Genomic DNA, 17,836 nt, shown 5'->3' with positions numbered 1-17,836 from the left:
GGTGACGCGCGCATGGACATGAACCAACTGATGCAAACCTTCCTGGCCGAGAGCCGGGATCTGCTCGAAGACATGGAACGCCATTTGCTCGAAGCCGAGCGTGGCGAATCCTCGCCAGATGCGGTCAATGCCATCTTCCGCGCCGCGCACACCATCAAGGGGTCCGGCGGCCTGTTCGACCTGCCGCAGCTGGTCGGTTTCACCCATGTGGTGGAAAGCGTGCTGGATCTGGTACGCGACGAAGCGCTGACCCTGAGCTCGGAACTGATCGGGCTGTTGCTGGTGTGCTGCGACCATATCCATGCCTTGGTGGAAACCGCCGCAGACCCGAGCCATGCCGACCCGGCCGCCTTGGCTGCTGAAGCCGAGCCGCTGCTGGCGCAATTGCAGACTTATTTGCAAAGCAGCACCTGCGGCGTCACCGCCGCCGCCATCCAGCACAGCACCCCTGAAAAACAGAGCGGTTACTGGCGCATCTCGCTCAAGCTCTTCGCCGATGCGCTGCGCTTCGGCAACTCCCCGCTCAAGTTGATCCGCAATCTGCGCGGCCTGGGCTCGGTGGAATCGATCGGTACCGACTACAGCCAGTTGCCGCGGTTTGAAGAACTCGACCCGGAAGCCAATTACCTCGGTTTCCAGATCCTGCTACGCAGCGACGCCGACCGCGCCGCGATCGAAGACGTATTCGAATTCGTTCGCGACGATTGCGACCTGGACATCGCCGCAGTGCCGGCACCGACCGATGCTGCCACGCTGCTGGTCAGCGAGCCGATGATTGCCGCAGCGCCGGCCGGCGCGCTTGCCGCCGTGCCCAACGCGGCAAATACCGCGTCGGCGCCGGCCCGCAATGCGCCTGACGCCGGCGGACGCAACAACGATGCGCGCTCGATCCGCGTGGATGCCGACAAGCTCGATCGCATGATCGATCTGGTCGGCGAACTCATCATCGCGGTCAGCAGCACCAATGCCAATGCGCAACGCACCGGCGATGCGCAATTGCTGGAATCGGCCTCGATCCTGGCCGGCCTGGTTGAAGACGTGCGCGAAAGCGCGTTGCAGCTGCGGATGGTCAAGATCGGCGGCACCTTCAGCCGCTTCCAGCGCGTGGTGCACGATGTGGCGCGTGAACTGGGCAAGGACATCGCCCTGGTGGTGGCCGGCGAAGACACCGAGCTGGACAAGTCGGTGGTGGAAAAGATCGGCGACCCACTGACCCATCTGGTGCGCAATGCGATGGATCACGGCATCGAGCCGGCAGACGTGCGCGTTGCGCGTGGCAAGCCCGCACGCGGCACCGTTGGGCTCAACGCGTATCACGACTCCGGCAGCATCGTTATCCAGATCACCGATGACGGCGGCGGTTTGAACCGCGACCGCATCCTGGCCAAGGCGCTCGAACGGGGCCTGATCGAACCCGGCCGCCAACTCAGCGACCGCGAAGTGTTCGCAATGATCTTCGAACCGGGTTTTTCCACCGCAGAAAAGGTCACCAACCTGTCCGGGCGCGGCGTCGGTATGGATGTGGTCAAGCGCAATATCACTGCGCTGCGCGGCACGGTCGAGATCGACAGCGCTGCCGGATTGGGCACCACCATCTCGGTACGCCTGCCGCTGACGCTGGCCATCATCAATGGCTTCCAGGTCGGCGTGGGCAAATCGGTTTTCGTGGTGCCGCTGGATGTGGTGGAAGAGTGCGTGGAGTTCACGCCCGACTACACCAACGACTACATCGACCTGCGCGGCAGCGTGTTGCCGTATGTCCGCCTGCGCGAGTTGTTCGCGCTGGGCGGCAAGACCCCGCCGCGCGAAAGCATCGTGGTGATCCGCCAGGGCGCGCAGCGCTTCGGCCTGGTGGTGGACACCTTGCTGGGCGAATGGCAGACGGTGATCAAGCCGCTGTCCAAGGTTTTCGCACAGGTCAAAGGCATCAGTGGGTCGAGCATCCTGGGCAGCGGCGATGTCGCGCTGATTCTGGATGTGCCCAGCCTGATTCAGCAATTGCACCCCAACCAGGACGCGTTGGCGGCCTGAGCGCTCGCACCACCGCTGCCGTACACATCGCGTCGTTTGTCGTTACCTGCCCCCTGGAAACCATCGCCATGTCACACCGTCTCCCTATCGCTACGCAGTTGTGGTTTACCGCCGCGCTTGCCGTCGCATTGCCCGTTGTCGTGGTCGCCGCCGGCGTTGCGCTGACGCTGTCGCACGCCGCCCTGCTGGGTACCAGCGTCATTGCTGCACTAATCAGCGGCGCCTTGCTGGTCTGGGCAATCCGCATCGCCAGTGCGTCGCTGGGGTTGGCCACCACCACGTTGGACGCGTTCTCGCGCGGCAACTTCGATGTCACCCTGCCGCAAGTGCGCGACGAGCAGGCCGGCGATGTCCTGCGCGGGCTGCGCAAGGTGCAGAGCGGCATCCGCCACGTCAACGAAGAAATCAATCGCGTCTCGCGCGAACACGATGCTGGCGATATCGATATACGCATCGACGTCGCCCGCTTCGATGGCGACTTCCGCACCATGGGCGAGGGCATCAACCGCATGGTCGCCAGCCATATCGCAGTGAAAAAACAGGCGATGGCCTGCGTGGCCGAGTTTGGCCGCGGCAATTTCTCTGCGGAACTCGAGCGCCTGCCGGGCAAAAAGGCATTCATCAACGAGGTGGTCGATCAGATCCGCGGCAACCTCACCGGCCTGGTCGCCGAGGTCAACCGCATGTCGGCCGAGCATGACGTCGGCGACATCGATGTGGTCATCGATACCCAGCGCTTCACCGGCGATTTCCGCCGCATGGCCGAAGGCATCAATGCGATGGTGGCCAGCCACATCGCGGTCAAGAAGCAGGCCATCGCCTGCGTGGCCGAGTTCGGCCGCGGCAACTTCACCGCGCAACTGCCGCAACTGCCGGGCAAGAAGCGCTTCATCAACGAGACCATCGATCAGGTGCGTGGCAACCTCACCGGCCTGATCGCCGAGATCAACCACATGTCGGCCGAACACGAAGCCGGCGATATCGACGTAATCATCGACAGCGCTCGCTTCGATGGCGACTTCCGCAGCATGGCGCTGGGCATCAACCAGATGGTCGGCGCGCACATCGCGGTGAAAAAACTGGCGATGGGCGTGGTGGCCGAATTCGGCCGCGGCAACTTCGATGCGCCGCTGGCGCAGCTGCCGGGCAAGAAGGCCTTCATCAACGACACCGTGGAACGGGCGCGCGGCAATCTGCGCAGTATTTCCGAAGTGATTCAGGTCATGGGTGCGATGGCCGATGGCGACCTCACCCACACTGTGGAAGGCCGTTACGAAGGCGCGTTCGCCGACATGCAGCGCTACGTCAACACCACCATGAGCCGGTTGACCGAAATCGTCGATGAGGTCAACCGCAACGCCGAAAATCTGGCCAGCGCGTCGGAACAAGTCAGTGCCACTGCACAGGCGCTTGCCCAGGCTGCCAGCGAACAGGCGGCCGGAGTGGAAGAAACCAGTGCATCGCTGGAGCAGATGACTGCCTCCATCGCACAGAACACCGAAAATGCACGTGTGACCGACAGCATGGCGGCCAAGGCGGCCAGCGAAGCGGCCGATGGCGGGGACACCGTCCGCGCCACCGTGACGGCAATGAAGGACATCGCCAAGAAGATCGGCATCATCGACGACATCGCGTACCAGACCAACTTGCTCGCACTCAATGCCGCCATCGAAGCGGCGCGCGCCGGCGAACACGGCAAGGGCTTTGCCGTGGTGGCCGCCGAAGTGCGCAAGCTGGCTGAGCGCAGCCAGATCGCCGCGCAGGAAATCGGCGAAGTGGCCGGCTCCAGCGTGGAGCTGGCCGAAAGCGCCGGCCGCGTGCTCGGCGAGATGGTGCCTTCGATCCGCCGCACCTCCGACCTGGTCCAGGAAATCGCCGCCGCTTCCGAAGAACAGACCGCTGGTGTCAGTCAGATCAATACCGCCGTGGGCCAGTTGAACCAGACCACGCAATCGGCTGCGGCCAATGCCGAAGAACTGGCTGCCACCTCGGAAGAAATGAGCGCACAGGCCGAACAGTTGCAGCAGCTCATGGGCTTCTTCCGGTTGGGTAATGGCGGGCGAGGCGCCGCATCGGGTAGCAGCAGGCCGGGGCCGCGTCGGATTGCAGCGCACGCGCCGGCCGCTGTGAGCAGCGCGCCGCCGCGACGCACCAACGTGCGCAAGATCAGCGCGGTGGCCGCGACTGCCGACGCGATCGACGAATCGCAATTCGCCAGCTTCTGAGGAGCCGACGATGCACGCGCACACCGCAGCCAACCACGAACTGCCGCCATCGACGGCACCGCAGCAATACCTCACGTTTTTGCTGGATGGGGAAATGTTCGGCCTGGGCATCCTGGGCATCAAGGAAATCATCGAGTACCGCGTCCCTACCGACGTACCGATGATGCCGCCCGCGCTACGCGGGGTGATCAATCTGCGTGGAGCGGTGGTGCCGGTGGTGGACCTGCAGCAGCGCTTCGGCCGCAATGCCAGCGCGATCACCAAGCGCAGCTGCATCGTGGTCGTGGAGATCGCGCACAGCGAAGTGCATCAGGTGCTCGGGCTGTTGGTGGATGCGGTCAGCGAAGTGCTGGAGATCGCACCATCGGACATCGTCGACACGCCCAGCTTCGGCGCCGGCATCGCGCGCGACTTCATCCATGCCATGGGCAAGATCGGCGAGCGCTTCGTGATCCTGCTCGATGCCGATGCCGTGCTGGGCAACGATGCGCTTGCCCAGCTCCCGGCCGCCGAACTGGCGGCCTGACCTAACGCATGCACATAAGGACTCTCATGCGCCCTGCCCTTCTCTCCTGCAACTGCAAGCTGGCCGGCCCGGTCCTGGTCGTGGACGACAGCGTGGTCCAGCGCGAACACGCCATGGCGCTGTGCCGTCAGCTCGGCGCCAGCGTGGTCGATGGTGCAGTCGACGGACACGCGGCGCTGGAGTGGCTGACGCGTGCCGATGCGCCTTCACTGTTGCTGGTGGATCTTGAAATGCCGGGCATGGACGGCGTACAGCTACTGGACGCGCTGGCGCGCGGAAAATACAGCGTGCCGGTAGTGGTGGTGTCGCAACGCGGCAGCGCCTTGATCGATGCAGTGATGCAACTCAGCCGCAGCGCCGGCGTACGCGTGCTCGGCGGCATCGAAAAACCGATGAACCTGCAGGACCTGGCCACCATCCTGGATTGCGAACCGGAGCCGACCGCCGCTGCACGCGTATTCGCGCCGGTGGCGATTTCGCCGCTGATGTCCAGCGGCGGCGCGGCGGCCTCGCGGCTGGATCGCGCCATGCGCCGCGGCGAAATCCGCGTGGCCTACCAACCCAAACTCGATCTGAAAGACGGCCGCCTGCGCGGTGTGGAAGCGCTCGCACGCTGGCGCCGCCCACAAGGCGACATGATCGGGCCGGATCGCTTCATTCCCCTGGCCGAACGCGAAGGCTTGATCCACGCATTGACCCAGCAGGTGATCGGCAAGGCGATCGCGCAATTGGTGGAGTGGCGCGCCGAAGGCTTCGCTCTGAGCCTGGCATTGAACCTCTCGCCCAGGCTGTTGGGCGAAGATCATTTCCTCGAAGAACTGTGCGCCAAGCTGAGCGATAACGGCCTAAGCCCGGCCGATCTGGTGCTGGAACTGACCGAAAGCGCCATCGTGGAACCGGCCAATGCCCTGAGCATGCTCGCGCGTTTGCGCCTGCATGGTTTTGGCCTGTCCATCGACGATTACGGCACCGGCTTCTCTTCACTGCAGCGCCTGGCCAGCATTCCCTTTACCGAACTCAAGCTGGATCGCAGCTTCGTGCATGCCGCGCATCGCAGCCGCAGCCAACGCACCGTGCTCGAGTCCACGCTGGAGCTGGCACATCGGCTGGAACTCACAGCCGTGGCTGAAGGCGTCGAAACGCCCGACGACTGGCGGCTGCTGCGTGAACTCGGCTGTGACCTGGCACAAGGCTATCTGATGGCATCGCCGATGCCCGGGCCGATGCTGTCGGAGTGGTGGCGCGAGCATGCCGTGCGCATCGCACGCCTGAGCGACAACACGCTGCCCAGCGACGCGGACGTGGCCTGAGCCGATGAGTACCGCAACCGCCATCACCGAACAGGAGTTCGGCCGCTTCCAGCGTTTCATCTTCGAAGCCGCCGGCATCAGCATTTCCTCCGGCAAGAAAGCCATGCTGTGCGGCCGCCTGGGCAAGCGTCTGCGCGAGCATCACTTCAGCACCTACACGCAGTACCTGCAACTGCTGGAAAGCCGCCAGGACCGCAACGAAATCCAGACCGCGATCGACCTGCTCACCACCAACGAAACCTACTTCTTCCGCGAACCCAAGCATTTCGAACTGCTGCGCAAGCTGGCCGGCGAACACCGTGGCGCACTGCCGTTCCGTTGCTGGAGCGCTGCCAGTTCCAGCGGCGAAGAGGCCTACAGCATGGCGATGGTGCTGGACGACACCTTGCAGGGCCGCCCGTTCGAAGTGCTGGGCAGCGACATCAGCACCCGCGTGCTGGCCAAGGCGCGCACCGGGCATTACGCACTGCAGCGCATTGATGGCATTCCGCAGGCGTATCTCAAACGCTATTGCTTGCGGGGCCAGGGTGAGTACGACGGTACCTTGCTGGTGGAGCGGCGCCTGCGCGACCGTGTGCGGTTCGTGCATGCCAATCTCAATACCGCATTGCCGGCACTGGGCAGCTTCGATGCAATTTTCCTGCGTAATGTGATGATTTATTTCAATGGCCAGACCAAGCGCGAAGTGATCCTGCGCGTGCTGTCCAACCTCAAATCGGGCGGGCATTTCTGCATCGGCCATTCGGAAAGCCTGAGCGAACTCGACATCGATCTGGTTCAGGTGGCACCTTCGATTTTCCGCAAGGCATGACCCAAGGATTCACCGTGTCGACAGCGTTCAACCGTCCCGCCGCCAGCCCGACTGCCAGCCCCAAGACCATCAAGGCCCTGGTGGTCGACGATTCGGCGGTGGTGCGCCAGGTACTGGTGAGCGTGCTCAACGACGCGGTCGACATCGAGGTGATCGCCACCGCCGCCGACCCATTGCTTGCGATCGAGAAGATGCGCAAGCAGTGGCCGGACGTGATCGTGCTGGACGTGGAAATGCCGCGCATGGACGGCATCACCTTCCTGCGCAAGATCATGAGCGAGCGCCCCACTCCGGTGGTGATCTGCTCCACGCTCACCGAAAAAGGCGCGCGCGTCACCATGGATGCGCTGGCCGCCGGCGCAGTGGCGGTGGTGACCAAACCCCGGATGGGGCTCAAGCAATTTCTCACCGACTCTGCCGACGAACTTGTGGCCACGGTGCGCAGCGCCGCGCGTGCCAACGTCAAGCGGCTGGCGGCGCGCGTGACTGCCGCGCCGCTCGAGGCCGAGGTCAAACACACCGCCGATGTCATCCTGCCAGCGCAGAGCGGGCGCGCGCTTGCGCAGACCACCGAACGCATCGTCGCGATCGGCACCTCCACCGGCGGCACCCAGGCGCTGGAAGAGGTCCTCACGGCCCTGCCGCGCGTCTGCCCCGGCATCGTGATCGTGCAGCACATGCCAGAGAAGTTCACCGCCGCCTTCGCTGCGCGTCTCAATGGCTTGTGCCAGATCGCAGTCAAGGAAGCGGCCAACAACGACCGTGTGATGCCGGGCCGCGCATTGATCGCACCCGGCGGCAAGCATCTGCTGCTACGCCGCAGCGGCGCGCAGTATTTCGTCGAAGTCCTGGAAGGCCCACCGGTCAACCGGCATCGCCCGTCGGTGGATGTGCTGTTTCGCTCGGCCGCGCGTGCGGCCGGCAGCAATGCGCTGGGCATCATCATGACCGGCATGGGCGACGACGGCGCCGCCGGCTTGCTGGAAATGCGCCAGGCCGGCGCACGCACGGTGGCGCAGGACGAGCAGACCAGCATCGTGTTCGGCATGCCAAAGGAAGCGATCAAGCGCGGCGGCGCAGACCGTATCCTGCCGCTAGGCGCGATGGCACGCGAGATCTTGACGCAGCTGCAGTAACGCGAGGCGGATGCCTGAGAGCGCGCATTCGCCGCACTCGCTGCGCGGCTGCGCAGTCATCTTGCTGGCTGCTCTACAGCTGCGAGTCCAGCGGCAACCAGCCCATCACTGTCGCTGCGCCGCGCCGCCACACGCTCGCGGCCGGCTCGCGCGACCACACCTCGGGCGGTTGTGCGGCATCGTCGTGCCAACGCAGCTTGCCCTGGTCCAGGCTCACGCGGTAACTCACTGGCGCACTGACCTTTTGGTTATACAGCCGCTCCAGTTCTGCTGTGACCACCCGGTCCTTGAACAGCAGGCCCATTTCGGTATTGAGGTTCATCGAACGTGGGTCGAGGTTGAACGAGCCGATGAAACCGCTGCTGTCGTCCACGACAAATGCCTTGGTGTGCAAGCTGGCACCGCTGGAACCGAACAGGCTGCCGTCCGGCTTGCCCATCGGCTTGAGCTCGTGCAGACGCACACCCTGCTGCAACAGCGGCACGCGATAGTGGGCATATCCGCTGTGCACCGCCACCACATCATTGGCCGCCAGCGAGTTGGTCAGGATGCTCACCCGCACATCGCGCTGACGTAGGTGACCGATCCAGCGCATGCCTTCGTCGCCCGGCACGAAGTACGGCGAAATCACCTTTAGCTCGTGCTGGGCGTGCGCCATTTCGCCGATCAACACCGGCGTCATCCAGTCGGACTGCGGCGGCGCACCCTCCGCTTTTTCCGGCGGGTCGGAGACGATGCGCGCCTGCGACACCCAATGCACCGGACGGTCGCCTTGCATCAGCTCGCGCACGCTGGGCGAACGCTGTAAGCGCTCCACATAGGGATGCGCGCGTGCAGATGCAATGCCGGCATCCAAGCTGCCACGCAAAGCCTCCAGCGCTTGCGGCCTTGCGGTGACCAGCGCCGATAACGGCAAGGCGTTGGGGCTGTTCCAGTAGGCGTCGAACACCTGCTCGGCCTGGCCCACCGCTGGTCCCATCAGCGCTGCATCCATGTCCATGAAGTTGGTGTCGCGCGCCGCATCGAAATATTCGTCGCCCACATTGCGCCCACCCACCACCGCAATGCGGCCATCGGCAATCCAGGCCTTGTTGTGCATGCGACGGTTGATGCTGAACATGCGCAGCACCATTTCCACACCGCGCATCAAAGTGCCTTCGCGCGCGCGTGTCGGGTTGAACAGGCGGATCTCGATCAACGGGTGACTGTCCAACGCCGCCAGCACCGAGTCGCTGCCGTGGATATTCATGTCGTCCAGCAGCAACCGTACGCGCACGCCGCGATCGGCCGCACGTAGCAATTCGTTGTGCAGCAAGTTGCCGGTGAAGTCGGCGTGCCAGATGTAGTACTGCAGATCCAGGCTGCGGCCGGCCGCACGCGCGGTGAGTGCGCGGACTGCGAACGCATCGACGTTGTCGGGCAGGATCACCATGCCGGTCTGATCGGCATGCGTCCGTTGCAACGGCGCCACGACCTGGTCGATTGGCGTCGCCACCGCGGTGGCAGGCAGCACATGACTGACCGGACCACGTTGGCGGTCGGCAAAGCGCCCATAGCCGTACAACGACAGCACGCTGGCCAGCACCCACAGGAACAGCGCAATGCCGAACCACTTGAGAAACTTCCGCTTCGTCACTGCCGGCTCCGCGATTCAGAGCGCGGCAGTGTAGAGCCCAGAGCTGCAGCCCCGCGTGCAGACGCTGCCGCAAGCGGGCGCGACAACGCGGTTCGAAAACAGCGCACTGGCTTGAAGCGTTCACCGCCATCACCACGCACATCGCCAGCGACAGGGCTGGCGTGCAGCGTTGTCAGCCAAGCCGCGCGAGACCTATGAAGTCACAGCCCTCGTGCGAAACGCATTGGCTTACCAGATGGTCACGCGCTCCTTGTCGCCGCGTACCATCGCATCGCCAGGCTTGCACTGGAAAGCCTGCGCAAACGCCGGCATGTTCGACGGCGCACCATTGGCGCGGAAATTTGCCGGTGCATGCGGATCGGTATTCAAGCGCACGCGTAACTCGCCATCGGTGAAATTGCGGCGCCACACGGTCGCCCAGTTCATGAAGAAGCGCTGATCCTGCGAGTAACCGTCGATGTCCTTGTTGGCAGCGGGCTGTGCCTGCAATGCCATCTGCAAGGCAGCGTAAGCAACGGTTAGTCCACCCAAGTCACCGATGTTTTCGCCCAGGGTCAGCTTGCCTTTGACGTGCACGCCTTTGATCGCTTCATAGCCGTCGAACTGCGCCACCAGCTGATCGGTGCGATCGGTGAACAGCTTGCGGTCCGCATCGGTCCACCACGTGTCGAAGTTGCCCTTGGCATCGAACTGGCTGCCGGAATCGTCGTAGCCGTGCATCATTTCATGCCCGATCACTGCACCGATGCCGCCATAGTTCAAGGCCGGATCGGCCTTGGGGTCGAAGAACGGTGGCTGCAGGATCGCCGCCGGGAACACGATCTCGTTGCGCGTGGCGTTGTAGTACGCATTCACCGTCTGCGGCGTCATGTGCCACTCGCGCTTGTCGACCGGCTTGCCGATCTTGTCCAGCATGTAGCGGTAGTTGAATGCCTGCGCAGCCTGCATATTGGCCAGGAATCCGTCGCCACGCGTCTCCAGGCCCGACCAATCGCGCCATTGGTCCGGGTAACCGATCTTGGGAGTGAAACTGGCCCATTTTTCCAGTGCGCGCTGTTTGGTTTCTGCGCTCATCCAGTCGAGCTGTTCCAGCCGCGCCTTGAGCGCCGCCGACAGGTTCTGCACCAGTTGCTGCATCTGCGCCTTGGATTCAGCCGGGAATGCAGATTGCACGTACAGCTGGCCCAGCGCCTCACCCATCGCCTCGTTGACTGCGTTCAAGGTGCGCTTCCAGCGCGGCAGCATGTCCTGTTGGCCGCGCAGGGTTTTGGCATAGAAATCGAAGTTGGCCTGCTCGAACGGCTTGGCCAGATACGGCGCTGCCTCGTCGATGCTGTGGAAACGCAGGTACGCCTTCCAGGTCTCCACCGGCGTGTCGGCAAGCATCGCATCGAGCTCGGCGAAGTAGCCCGGCTGGCTCAGCGAAAACGTGCCGGCCGGCACCTCGAGCGCCTTGAAGAACGCCTGCCAGTCGAAGTGCGGCGTCACTGCGTTGGCGCCGGCCACGTCAACCGGGTTGTAGCGCTTGGCCGGGTCGCGCAACTCGATACGCGAAAGCGAGGCGGCGGCCAGGCGGGTCTCGAACGCCATCACTGCCTTGGCCTGGGCTGCCGCCTGCGCCGCCGGAATGCCAGACAGCTCCAGCACCCGCGCGATATAGGCCACGTACTGCTCGCGGATCTTTGCCTGCGCCGGGTCGGTGTAATAACCCTTTTCGGGCAAGCCCAAACCACCCTGCCCTGCGTAGGCGATCATCTGCTCGGAATTTTTGTAATCGGCATTGGCGCCGAACGAAAACACCAAGCCCTGGCCTTGCGCATAGCTGTTGCGTAACCAGGCGGCGATGGCCGGCGCATCGGTCAGCGCATCGATCGCCCGTAATTGCGGCTGCAGCGGTGTGATGCCGGCTTTGTCGATCGCCGCTTCATCCGAGCCGGTGCGCCACAGGTCGGCAATCTTGGCATCCACCGACCCGGCCGACAGATTGCCGCGTGCCAGTTGTTCCACCAACGCGTGCTGGATAGTCAGCGAGCGCTCGGCCAGCACCTCGAAGCTTCCCCAGCTGGTGCGGTCGGACGGCACCGGATTGGCCTTGAGCCACTTGGCGTTGACGAATCCATTGAGGTCCTGGCACGCCGCGATCGCCGGATCCAGGTCGCCGCTGCCGAACGCCACGATCGGCGCATCGAGCTTGGACACATCCACCTTGGCCGGTACCGTCCGCGGTGCAGTGGGCGCCGCCTTGGCAGCGTCGTCGGAGGCGCCACACGCAGACAGAGCGACCACGATAGCCACCGCAAGCGACAGCGGGGCGAACTTGCTCAACTTCATTGAATTCTCCAGGGCATGACCGCGCATGCGCGGTCGAAAAAAGTCGACAGCCGGTCAGGCGCCGCTGAAGAAGAACAGCGCATCAAACGGCGCTCGCCTCTTCGTCAGTCACGCTGCAACCGGCAACACCAGAGCACTGCAGTGGCACCGCAACGCCCTGACGTCCGCTGCCGCACCTCATCGAAAGTGATTGCAACGACAGACTGCGTGCGCGTCTGTCACCGACGCCGCGACACGCTGCTTCCACCCAACACCTGCACACCGCCGCAGCGCGTGCCATCGCAGGCACTCAACGGCGCGCGTAAAACGGCGCCATCAACAGGTACATCGGATACGCCAACACCATCAGCACCAAGGCGGCCTCATGCCCGGATGTCGCATCAGCCAACGCTTCCATCTGTCGCACCGGTCCGACGAAGCCAAACCCCAGCAGCAGCACGCCCATCGCGCAAACCAGCAACGTCAGCGCCAGCCCGGCGCCGGAGATGTCGCCAGCGGCCAGGGCGACGAAGCCACTGCCGGCTGCAACCAGCATGCCCAGCGTCACCAGATACGCTCGACAGTAAACAGCCGTCATTTGCCGCGTTTTCCGTTTGCCGGACATCATGTCTCACCTGCACATCAGCGCGAGGCGCGCATCGCGCCCACGCACCGCTTCCATTCAACGCAGCACACGCCGAGTTATAGCCGCGTGCCACACCAAGAGAGGCGCTGCGCGCAAGGCACGCAGCGCCTCAACCACCAGCGGCGATTACTTGGCCTTGCCCTGGTTGGCCACCGCTTCGGCCGCGCGCTTGGCCGCTTCCGGGTCGCCCAGATAACGGAAGCTGCGCACCTGCAGGTTGTCGTCCAGCTCGAACAACAGCGGGATGCCGGTGGGGATGTTGAGCTCCAGAATCTGTTCGTTGGAGACGTCGTTGAGGTATTTGTACAGCGCACGCAGCGAATTGCCGTGCGCGGTCACCAATACGGTCTGCCCGGCCTTCAACTGCGGCGCAATCGCGTCGTGCCAATACGGCAACACGCGCACCAGCGTGGTCGCCAAGGACTCGGTGCCTGGCAACGCATTGCGATCGAGCGTGGCGTAGCGACGGTCGTGGCAGGGGTGGCCCGGATCGTTGACGTCCATTGCCGGCGGCGGGATGTCGTACGAACGGCGCCAGATCTTGACCTGCTCCTCGCCGTGCTTGGCCGCGGTCTCGGCCTTGTCCAAGCCTTGCAGGCCGCCGTAGTGGCGTTCGTTGAGGCGCCAGCTCTTGGACACCGGCAGCCAGTCCTGGTCGAGTTCCTTCAATGCGCCCTGCAGCGTGTGGATGGCGCGCTTGAGCACCGAGGTGTGGGCAACATCGAACTGCAGCCCTTCGTCCTTCATCAGCTTGCCGGCCGCCGTCGCTTCCTGGCGGCCCTGCTCGGTGAGTTCCACATCCACCCAGCCGGTGAAGCGGTTGTCCAGATTCCATTGGCTCTGGCCATGGCGCAGCAGTACGAGTTTGCGGGTCACTACGGTTCTCCGATTGGGGGCCGATCAGCCTGCGATTGTAGCGGCAGCGCGTGCATCGCAAGCGTGCACGAGATCGCCACGAGCAACGCGCGATGCTGTGGCCATGCACACCAACGACCCCGTGTTCGCCGGTTGGGACGGCAGCGTGATTCAGGCGCGACAGTTGCAACAGCAACTGGCACAGCGCGTGCTGCTGCACGATGAGGTGGGCGCAACGCCGCAGTTGCTTGCAGGCTTTGACGTCGGCTTCGAAGACGATGGCCAGACCACGCGCGCGGCCGCGGTGTTGCTGGATGCGCACACGCTGCTGCCACTGGAAACGCACGTGGCGCGCGTACCGACCTCGATGCCTTACGTGCCCGGCCTGCTCAGTTTTCGCGAATTACCGGCATTGCTGCAGGCATTAACCCTGCTTTCGCGCACACCGGACCTGGTCTTTATCGACGGTCAGGGCATCGCCCATCCGCGCAAGCTCGGCATCGCGGCGCACTTCGGCGTGGTGACCGGCCTGCCGTGCATCGGCATCGCCAAGCAACGCCTGGCCGGCAGCTTCGTCGAGCCTGGTCCGGAACGCGGCGACCACACGCCGATCCTGCTGGGCGGCACGCAGATCGGCTGGGCGCTGCGCAGTAAGCCGCGCTGCAATCCCTTGATCGTCTCGCCCGGCCATCGCATGTCGATGCAGGGCGCACTCGACTGGACCTTGCGTACGCTGCGCGCGTATCGCCTGCCCGAACCCACGCGTCTGGCCGACCGGCTGGCCTCGCGGCGTGGCGACATCGACGTGCCCACACAGGCGAGCCTGCTCTAGCGCCAGGCAGACGCCACAACACGCAGTACACGGCGCAGGTGTGCGCGCACGCCGCACACAGAACATTGCGTCGCGGCCAAACGCGCGCCCGCGCCGCCGCGCGCATGCCAAGCTCTGGCTCCCACTTCGTCGCGAGCCGCCGCCATGACCACTCTGATCGCGCCACGCGTCCACGACATCGGCGGACTGGAAGTGCGCCGTGCCGTTCCCACCCTGCAGGCGCGCAGCATCGGCCCGTTCGTGTTCGTCGACCACATGGGCCCGGCCGTGCTGGAGCCGGACCACGGCATCGATGTGCGCCCGCATCCGCATATCGGCCTGGCCACGGTGACCTTCCTGTGGGCGGGCGAGATCGGCCACCGCGATACGCTGGGCTCGGATCAGGTGATCCGCCCGGGCGACGTCAACTGGATGACCGCCGGCCGCGGCATCGCCCACTCCGAGCGCACGCCTGGCCCCGAGCGTGCACGCGAACATGCACTGCACGGCATGCAGACCTGGATCGCCCTGCCGCGCTCGGCCGAAGAAACCGCGCCAGCCTTCCATCACCACGCGGCGGCCAGCCTGCCGCAGCAGCGCCGCGACGGCGTGTGGCTGCGCGTGCTCGCCGGCCGCGCATACGGTGAGGAGTCGCCGGTGCAGGTGTTCAGCGGCACGCTCAATGTGGCGCTGGATCTGGCACCCGATGCCGAGCTCGATCTGGACACTGGGCACGCCGAGCGCGCCCTGTACATCCTCGAAGGCGAAGCGCAACTGGATGGTGCCGACCTGCCATCTCGCCACCTGATCATCCCCTCGCCCGGGGCCCGTGGCCGCTTGCGCGCCAAAACGCCGCTGAAGGCGATGCTGCTGGGCGGCGAGCCGCTGGATGGGCCGCGCCATCTGTGGTGGAACTTCGTCTCCAGCTCCAAGGAACGCATCGAGCAGGCCAAGGACGATTGGCAGGCTGGCCGCTTTGGCAGCATTCCCGGCGACGACAAAGAGTTCATTCCGTTGCCGGAAACGCCGGCCCCGAAAGCGGTTAATTACCCTTGAAACCGTGCGCGATGCGGGTTGACTGACATGCCCCGTCACCAGGTCTCGCAATGGAAGTGCCGCGCTGCGCATACGATGCCACGCACGTTTGCGACACCACTTGAGCCGATCGGCAAAACTGTGGTAGTGATTGCTGCATAGACGGAGCGCGTGACGTGGACGGCATGGCCTGAGCGGGGAGCTCGGGACACTGCAGCGGCACGAGATCGGCGCGCCCGCATCGTCATCCAATGCCGGGGAATCGTGTATGAAGTCTGCATCCCGCCTTGTCGGCCTGAGCTTGCTGCTGGCCGCTGCCACCGCCCACGCCCAGACCTCGCCGGTCTGCCCGCCGTTGCCGCCGGCCTCCGGCCTGCAGTGGAACGAGCTCGCCGGTGCCGATTACCTGGTCTGCAAGGCCATGACTGCCGATGGCAGGCAGGTGGTCGGGGTGATGCTGACCACCCGCGACCCGGCGATGGCGCTGGCACGCGATCGCCGCGCCGAAAAGGGCCAGATCCAGCAGGAAGATTTTTACTGGTACAAGCTCGATCTGGGTGGCCGCGAAGTGCCAGGCATGGAATCGCGCCGTGTCACCGTGGTCGAACTGGGCAAGAAGCGCTACGCGCAGTTGTGGATCGATGGCGCCAGCGCCGAAGAACTCGCTTCGATGCAATCCCTGGTGCAAAACATGGATCTGCAGCCAGCCAGTCTGGCACTGCAGCGCTGACGCAGCGCGTGTGGCAGCACTGCAGACTGTTGCTGTCACAGTCTTGCAGCGTGCCAGCTTGCCTGGCGCGCTGCAGACATCATCTGGCGATATGCGACCAGCTTGTCGCCGCGGATCGCCATGACGCGTTCGCATGCCTGCGTGTTACGCGACACGCCTGAGGCAACGACCAAACCGCTTGCACGTGCACCAAGCTCGCCGGCTGCGTCCAGCAGTTCAACGGTGTTGAGTCCGCTTGCCACCACGTGCGACGGCAACGCATTGGAGAACATTCACGGGCACGAACGTTGGAGCAGTCGCTTCCATCGGCACGTCCCCTGGAATCAGCATGGACCGATCGCCGGGTTCGAGTCCGATCTCGCATTCGCCCAATCCGACGACAACTGGCAAGCGCCTGTCAGCCGCCTTGAATCGCCGTGTCCCCATCGCCGCCAACCGCCTGCAATTGGCTCTCGATGCGCACCTGGCCGGTGAGCAGGCGATGGATCGGGCACTTATCGGCCACCTCCATCAACCGTGCACGTTGCTCATCGTCCAGCGCACCGTCGAGCACGATCTTGCGGGTGACCGCCGTGCCGGCAGCGCCGCGCTGCGTGTAATGCAGATGCACGTGCACCGCCGTCAGCGGCCACTGCCTGCGCGTGGCCACCATCGACACCGTGATGGCCGTACACGCACCGAGAGCGCCCAGCACCTGCGACTCGGGATCCGGCCCGGCGTCGGCACCACCGTTGGCCGGCTGCGTGTCGCCACTCCAGGTGTGCTGCCCATCGTGGATGCTGACCGTGTAAGGCACCGTGCCGGTACTGACGCTGACAGGCCGGTCACTCATTGCGAGCTCCCACTGTCGTGCAAGCGGGCCGGTTCAAAACCGGCCTTCCTGGAAATCGACGAACGCCTGCATCAGTTCCTGCTTGGTGTTCATCACGAACGGGCCATGCCGCACGACTGGTTCGTTGAGCGGGCGACCTGCGACCAAGATCAATTGCGCACCATCGGCACCGGCACGCAGGCGCAAACGCGCACCACCACCCAGCACCGCCAATTGCTGCGCCGGCAGCGCACGCGCGGCATCGCCCTCACCCACCGTCAGCGCGCCTTCGAAGGCATACGCGAACGCGTTATGCCCGTTGGGCAGCAGGTAATCCCACTCCACGTTCGGTTCCAACATGATGTCCAGATACACCGGGCTCGTTGCAGGTTGCACGATCGGCCCGACCACCTCGCCCACCGCACCGGCAATCACCTTGACCGACACGCCGGGCGACGGATGCGCCACCGGAATACGGTCGGGTGCGTACTCCTGATACTTGGGATCGGTCATCTTGTCGCGCGCCGGCAGGTTCACCCACAGCTGAAATCCGCGCATGCGCCCGGATTCCTGCTCCGGCATTTCCGAATGGATCAGGCCGCGGCCGGCAGTCATCCACTGCACGCTGCCCGGCGTCAGTAGGCCCTCGTTGCCGTGGTTGTCCTTGTGGCGCATCCGTCCGTCGAGCATGTAGGTCACGGTCTCGAAGCCGCGGTGCGGGTGGCTGGGGAAACCGGCCAGATAGTCTTCGGCCTTGTCGGTACCGAATTCATCCAGCATCAGAAACGGGTCCAGCTCCGGCAACTGCTGCGTACCGATGACGCGGGTCAGCTTGACGCCGGCCCCATCGGAGGTCGGCATACCGCGGATCGTGCGCAGCACGTGCGCCGCTGTGGTGGTCGTGGTGCTCATCGCGTGTCCCGGTGCTCTGTGGCGAAGCGCCAATGATGGGTGCGTGCGGCC

The 17,836-nt window shown here is 64.6% G+C and carries 15 protein-coding genes; 9 read left to right on the top strand and 6 right to left on the bottom strand.

Features of this window, described 5'->3' with window-relative positions; all coding sequences use genetic code 11:
• Positions 1-12 precede the first annotated feature (12 nt).
• The 6 genes from M0D43_RS18535 (at position 13) to M0D43_RS18510 (ending at position 8,039) form a co-directional block, all read left to right on the top strand.
• Complete coding sequence (locus tag M0D43_RS18535; RefSeq protein ID WP_252162535.1) at positions 13-2,031, top strand: chemotaxis protein CheA; 2,019 nt, start codon at positions 13-15, stop codon at positions 2,029-2,031.
• A 68-nt stretch (positions 2,032-2,099) separates the two neighbouring features.
• Entirely contained in the window at positions 2,100-4,256 is a 2,157-nt protein-coding gene (locus tag M0D43_RS18530; protein ID WP_252162534.1) for a methyl-accepting chemotaxis protein, read from the top strand.
• A gap of 10 nt (positions 4,257-4,266) precedes the next feature.
• Positions 4,267-4,782, top strand: coding sequence for a chemotaxis protein CheW (locus M0D43_RS18525; RefSeq protein WP_252162533.1), 516 nt, complete (start codon positions 4,267-4,269; stop codon positions 4,780-4,782).
• 26 nt (positions 4,783-4,808) lie between these two features.
• Entirely contained in the window at positions 4,809-6,092 is a 1,284-nt protein-coding gene (locus M0D43_RS18520; protein WP_252162532.1) for an EAL domain-containing response regulator, read from the top strand.
• A 4-nt stretch (positions 6,093-6,096) separates the two neighbouring features.
• Positions 6,097-6,903: a CheR family methyltransferase gene (locus M0D43_RS18515; protein ID WP_252162531.1), complete on the top strand. Its 807-nt coding sequence runs from the start codon at positions 6,097-6,099 to the stop codon at positions 6,901-6,903.
• Positions 6,900-8,039: a protein-glutamate methylesterase/protein-glutamine glutaminase gene (locus M0D43_RS18510; RefSeq protein WP_252162530.1), complete on the top strand. Its 1,140-nt coding sequence runs from the start codon at positions 6,900-6,902 to the stop codon at positions 8,037-8,039. The genes M0D43_RS18515 and M0D43_RS18510 overlap by 4 nt, the downstream gene beginning before the upstream one ends.
• Positions 8,040-8,112: 73 nt before the next feature.
• On the opposite strand, the gene M0D43_RS18505 is transcribed toward M0D43_RS18510, so the two are convergent.
• From M0D43_RS18505 to gpmA, 4 genes are all read right to left on the bottom strand, one after another.
• Complete coding sequence (locus tag M0D43_RS18505; protein ID WP_252162529.1) at positions 8,113-9,675, bottom strand: phospholipase D family protein; 1,563 nt, start codon at positions 9,673-9,675, stop codon at positions 8,113-8,115.
• A gap of 228 nt (positions 9,676-9,903) precedes the next feature.
• Positions 9,904-12,006, bottom strand: coding sequence for a M13 family metallopeptidase (locus M0D43_RS18500; protein WP_252162528.1), 2,103 nt, complete (start codon positions 12,004-12,006; stop codon positions 9,904-9,906).
• A 289-nt stretch (positions 12,007-12,295) separates the two neighbouring features.
• Positions 12,296-12,610, bottom strand: a complete 315-nt coding sequence (locus tag M0D43_RS18495) for a hypothetical protein (RefSeq protein WP_252162527.1) — start codon at positions 12,608-12,610, stop codon at positions 12,296-12,298.
• A gap of 147 nt (positions 12,611-12,757) precedes the next feature.
• The gene (gene gpmA, locus M0D43_RS18490; protein ID WP_017118198.1) at positions 12,758-13,507 is read right to left on the bottom strand and encodes a 2,3-diphosphoglycerate-dependent phosphoglycerate mutase; all 750 of its coding nucleotides are present in this window, start codon (positions 13,505-13,507) and stop codon (positions 12,758-12,760) included.
• A 103-nt stretch (positions 13,508-13,610) separates the two neighbouring features.
• On the opposite strand from gpmA, the gene nfi reads away from it, so the two are divergent.
• The 3 genes from nfi to M0D43_RS18475 all read left to right on the top strand — a co-directional run bounded on the left by nfi (position 13,611) and on the right by M0D43_RS18475 (position 16,062).
• Entirely contained in the window at positions 13,611-14,318 is a 708-nt protein-coding gene (gene nfi / locus M0D43_RS18485; RefSeq protein ID WP_252162526.1) for a deoxyribonuclease V, read from the top strand.
• A gap of 144 nt (positions 14,319-14,462) precedes the next feature.
• Entirely contained in the window at positions 14,463-15,353 is an 891-nt protein-coding gene (locus tag M0D43_RS18480; protein WP_260807445.1) for a pirin family protein, read from the top strand.
• A gap of 247 nt (positions 15,354-15,600) precedes the next feature.
• A complete protein-coding gene (locus tag M0D43_RS18475; protein ID WP_252162524.1) occupies positions 15,601-16,062 on the top strand; it encodes a hypothetical protein in 462 nt (153 codons plus the stop codon).
• A 397-nt stretch (positions 16,063-16,459) separates the two neighbouring features.
• On the opposite strand, the gene M0D43_RS18470 is transcribed toward M0D43_RS18475, so the two are convergent.
• On the bottom strand, positions 16,460-16,894 hold the full coding sequence (locus tag M0D43_RS18470) for an OsmC family protein (RefSeq protein WP_252162523.1): 435 nt from the start codon (positions 16,892-16,894) through the stop codon (positions 16,460-16,462).
• Between the two features lie 33 nt (positions 16,895-16,927).
• Positions 16,928-17,785: a pirin family protein gene (locus tag M0D43_RS18465; RefSeq protein WP_252162522.1), complete on the bottom strand. Its 858-nt coding sequence runs from the start codon at positions 17,783-17,785 to the stop codon at positions 16,928-16,930.
• Between the last annotated feature and the right edge of the window lie 51 nt (positions 17,786-17,836).

This window comes from Xanthomonas prunicola, assembly GCF_025266575.1.
GTDB lineage: Bacteria > Pseudomonadota > Gammaproteobacteria > Xanthomonadales > Xanthomonadaceae > Xanthomonas > Xanthomonas prunicola.
The sequence above is the reverse complement of the archived record's forward strand: the minus strand, read 5'-3'. Positions and strand labels throughout refer to the sequence as shown.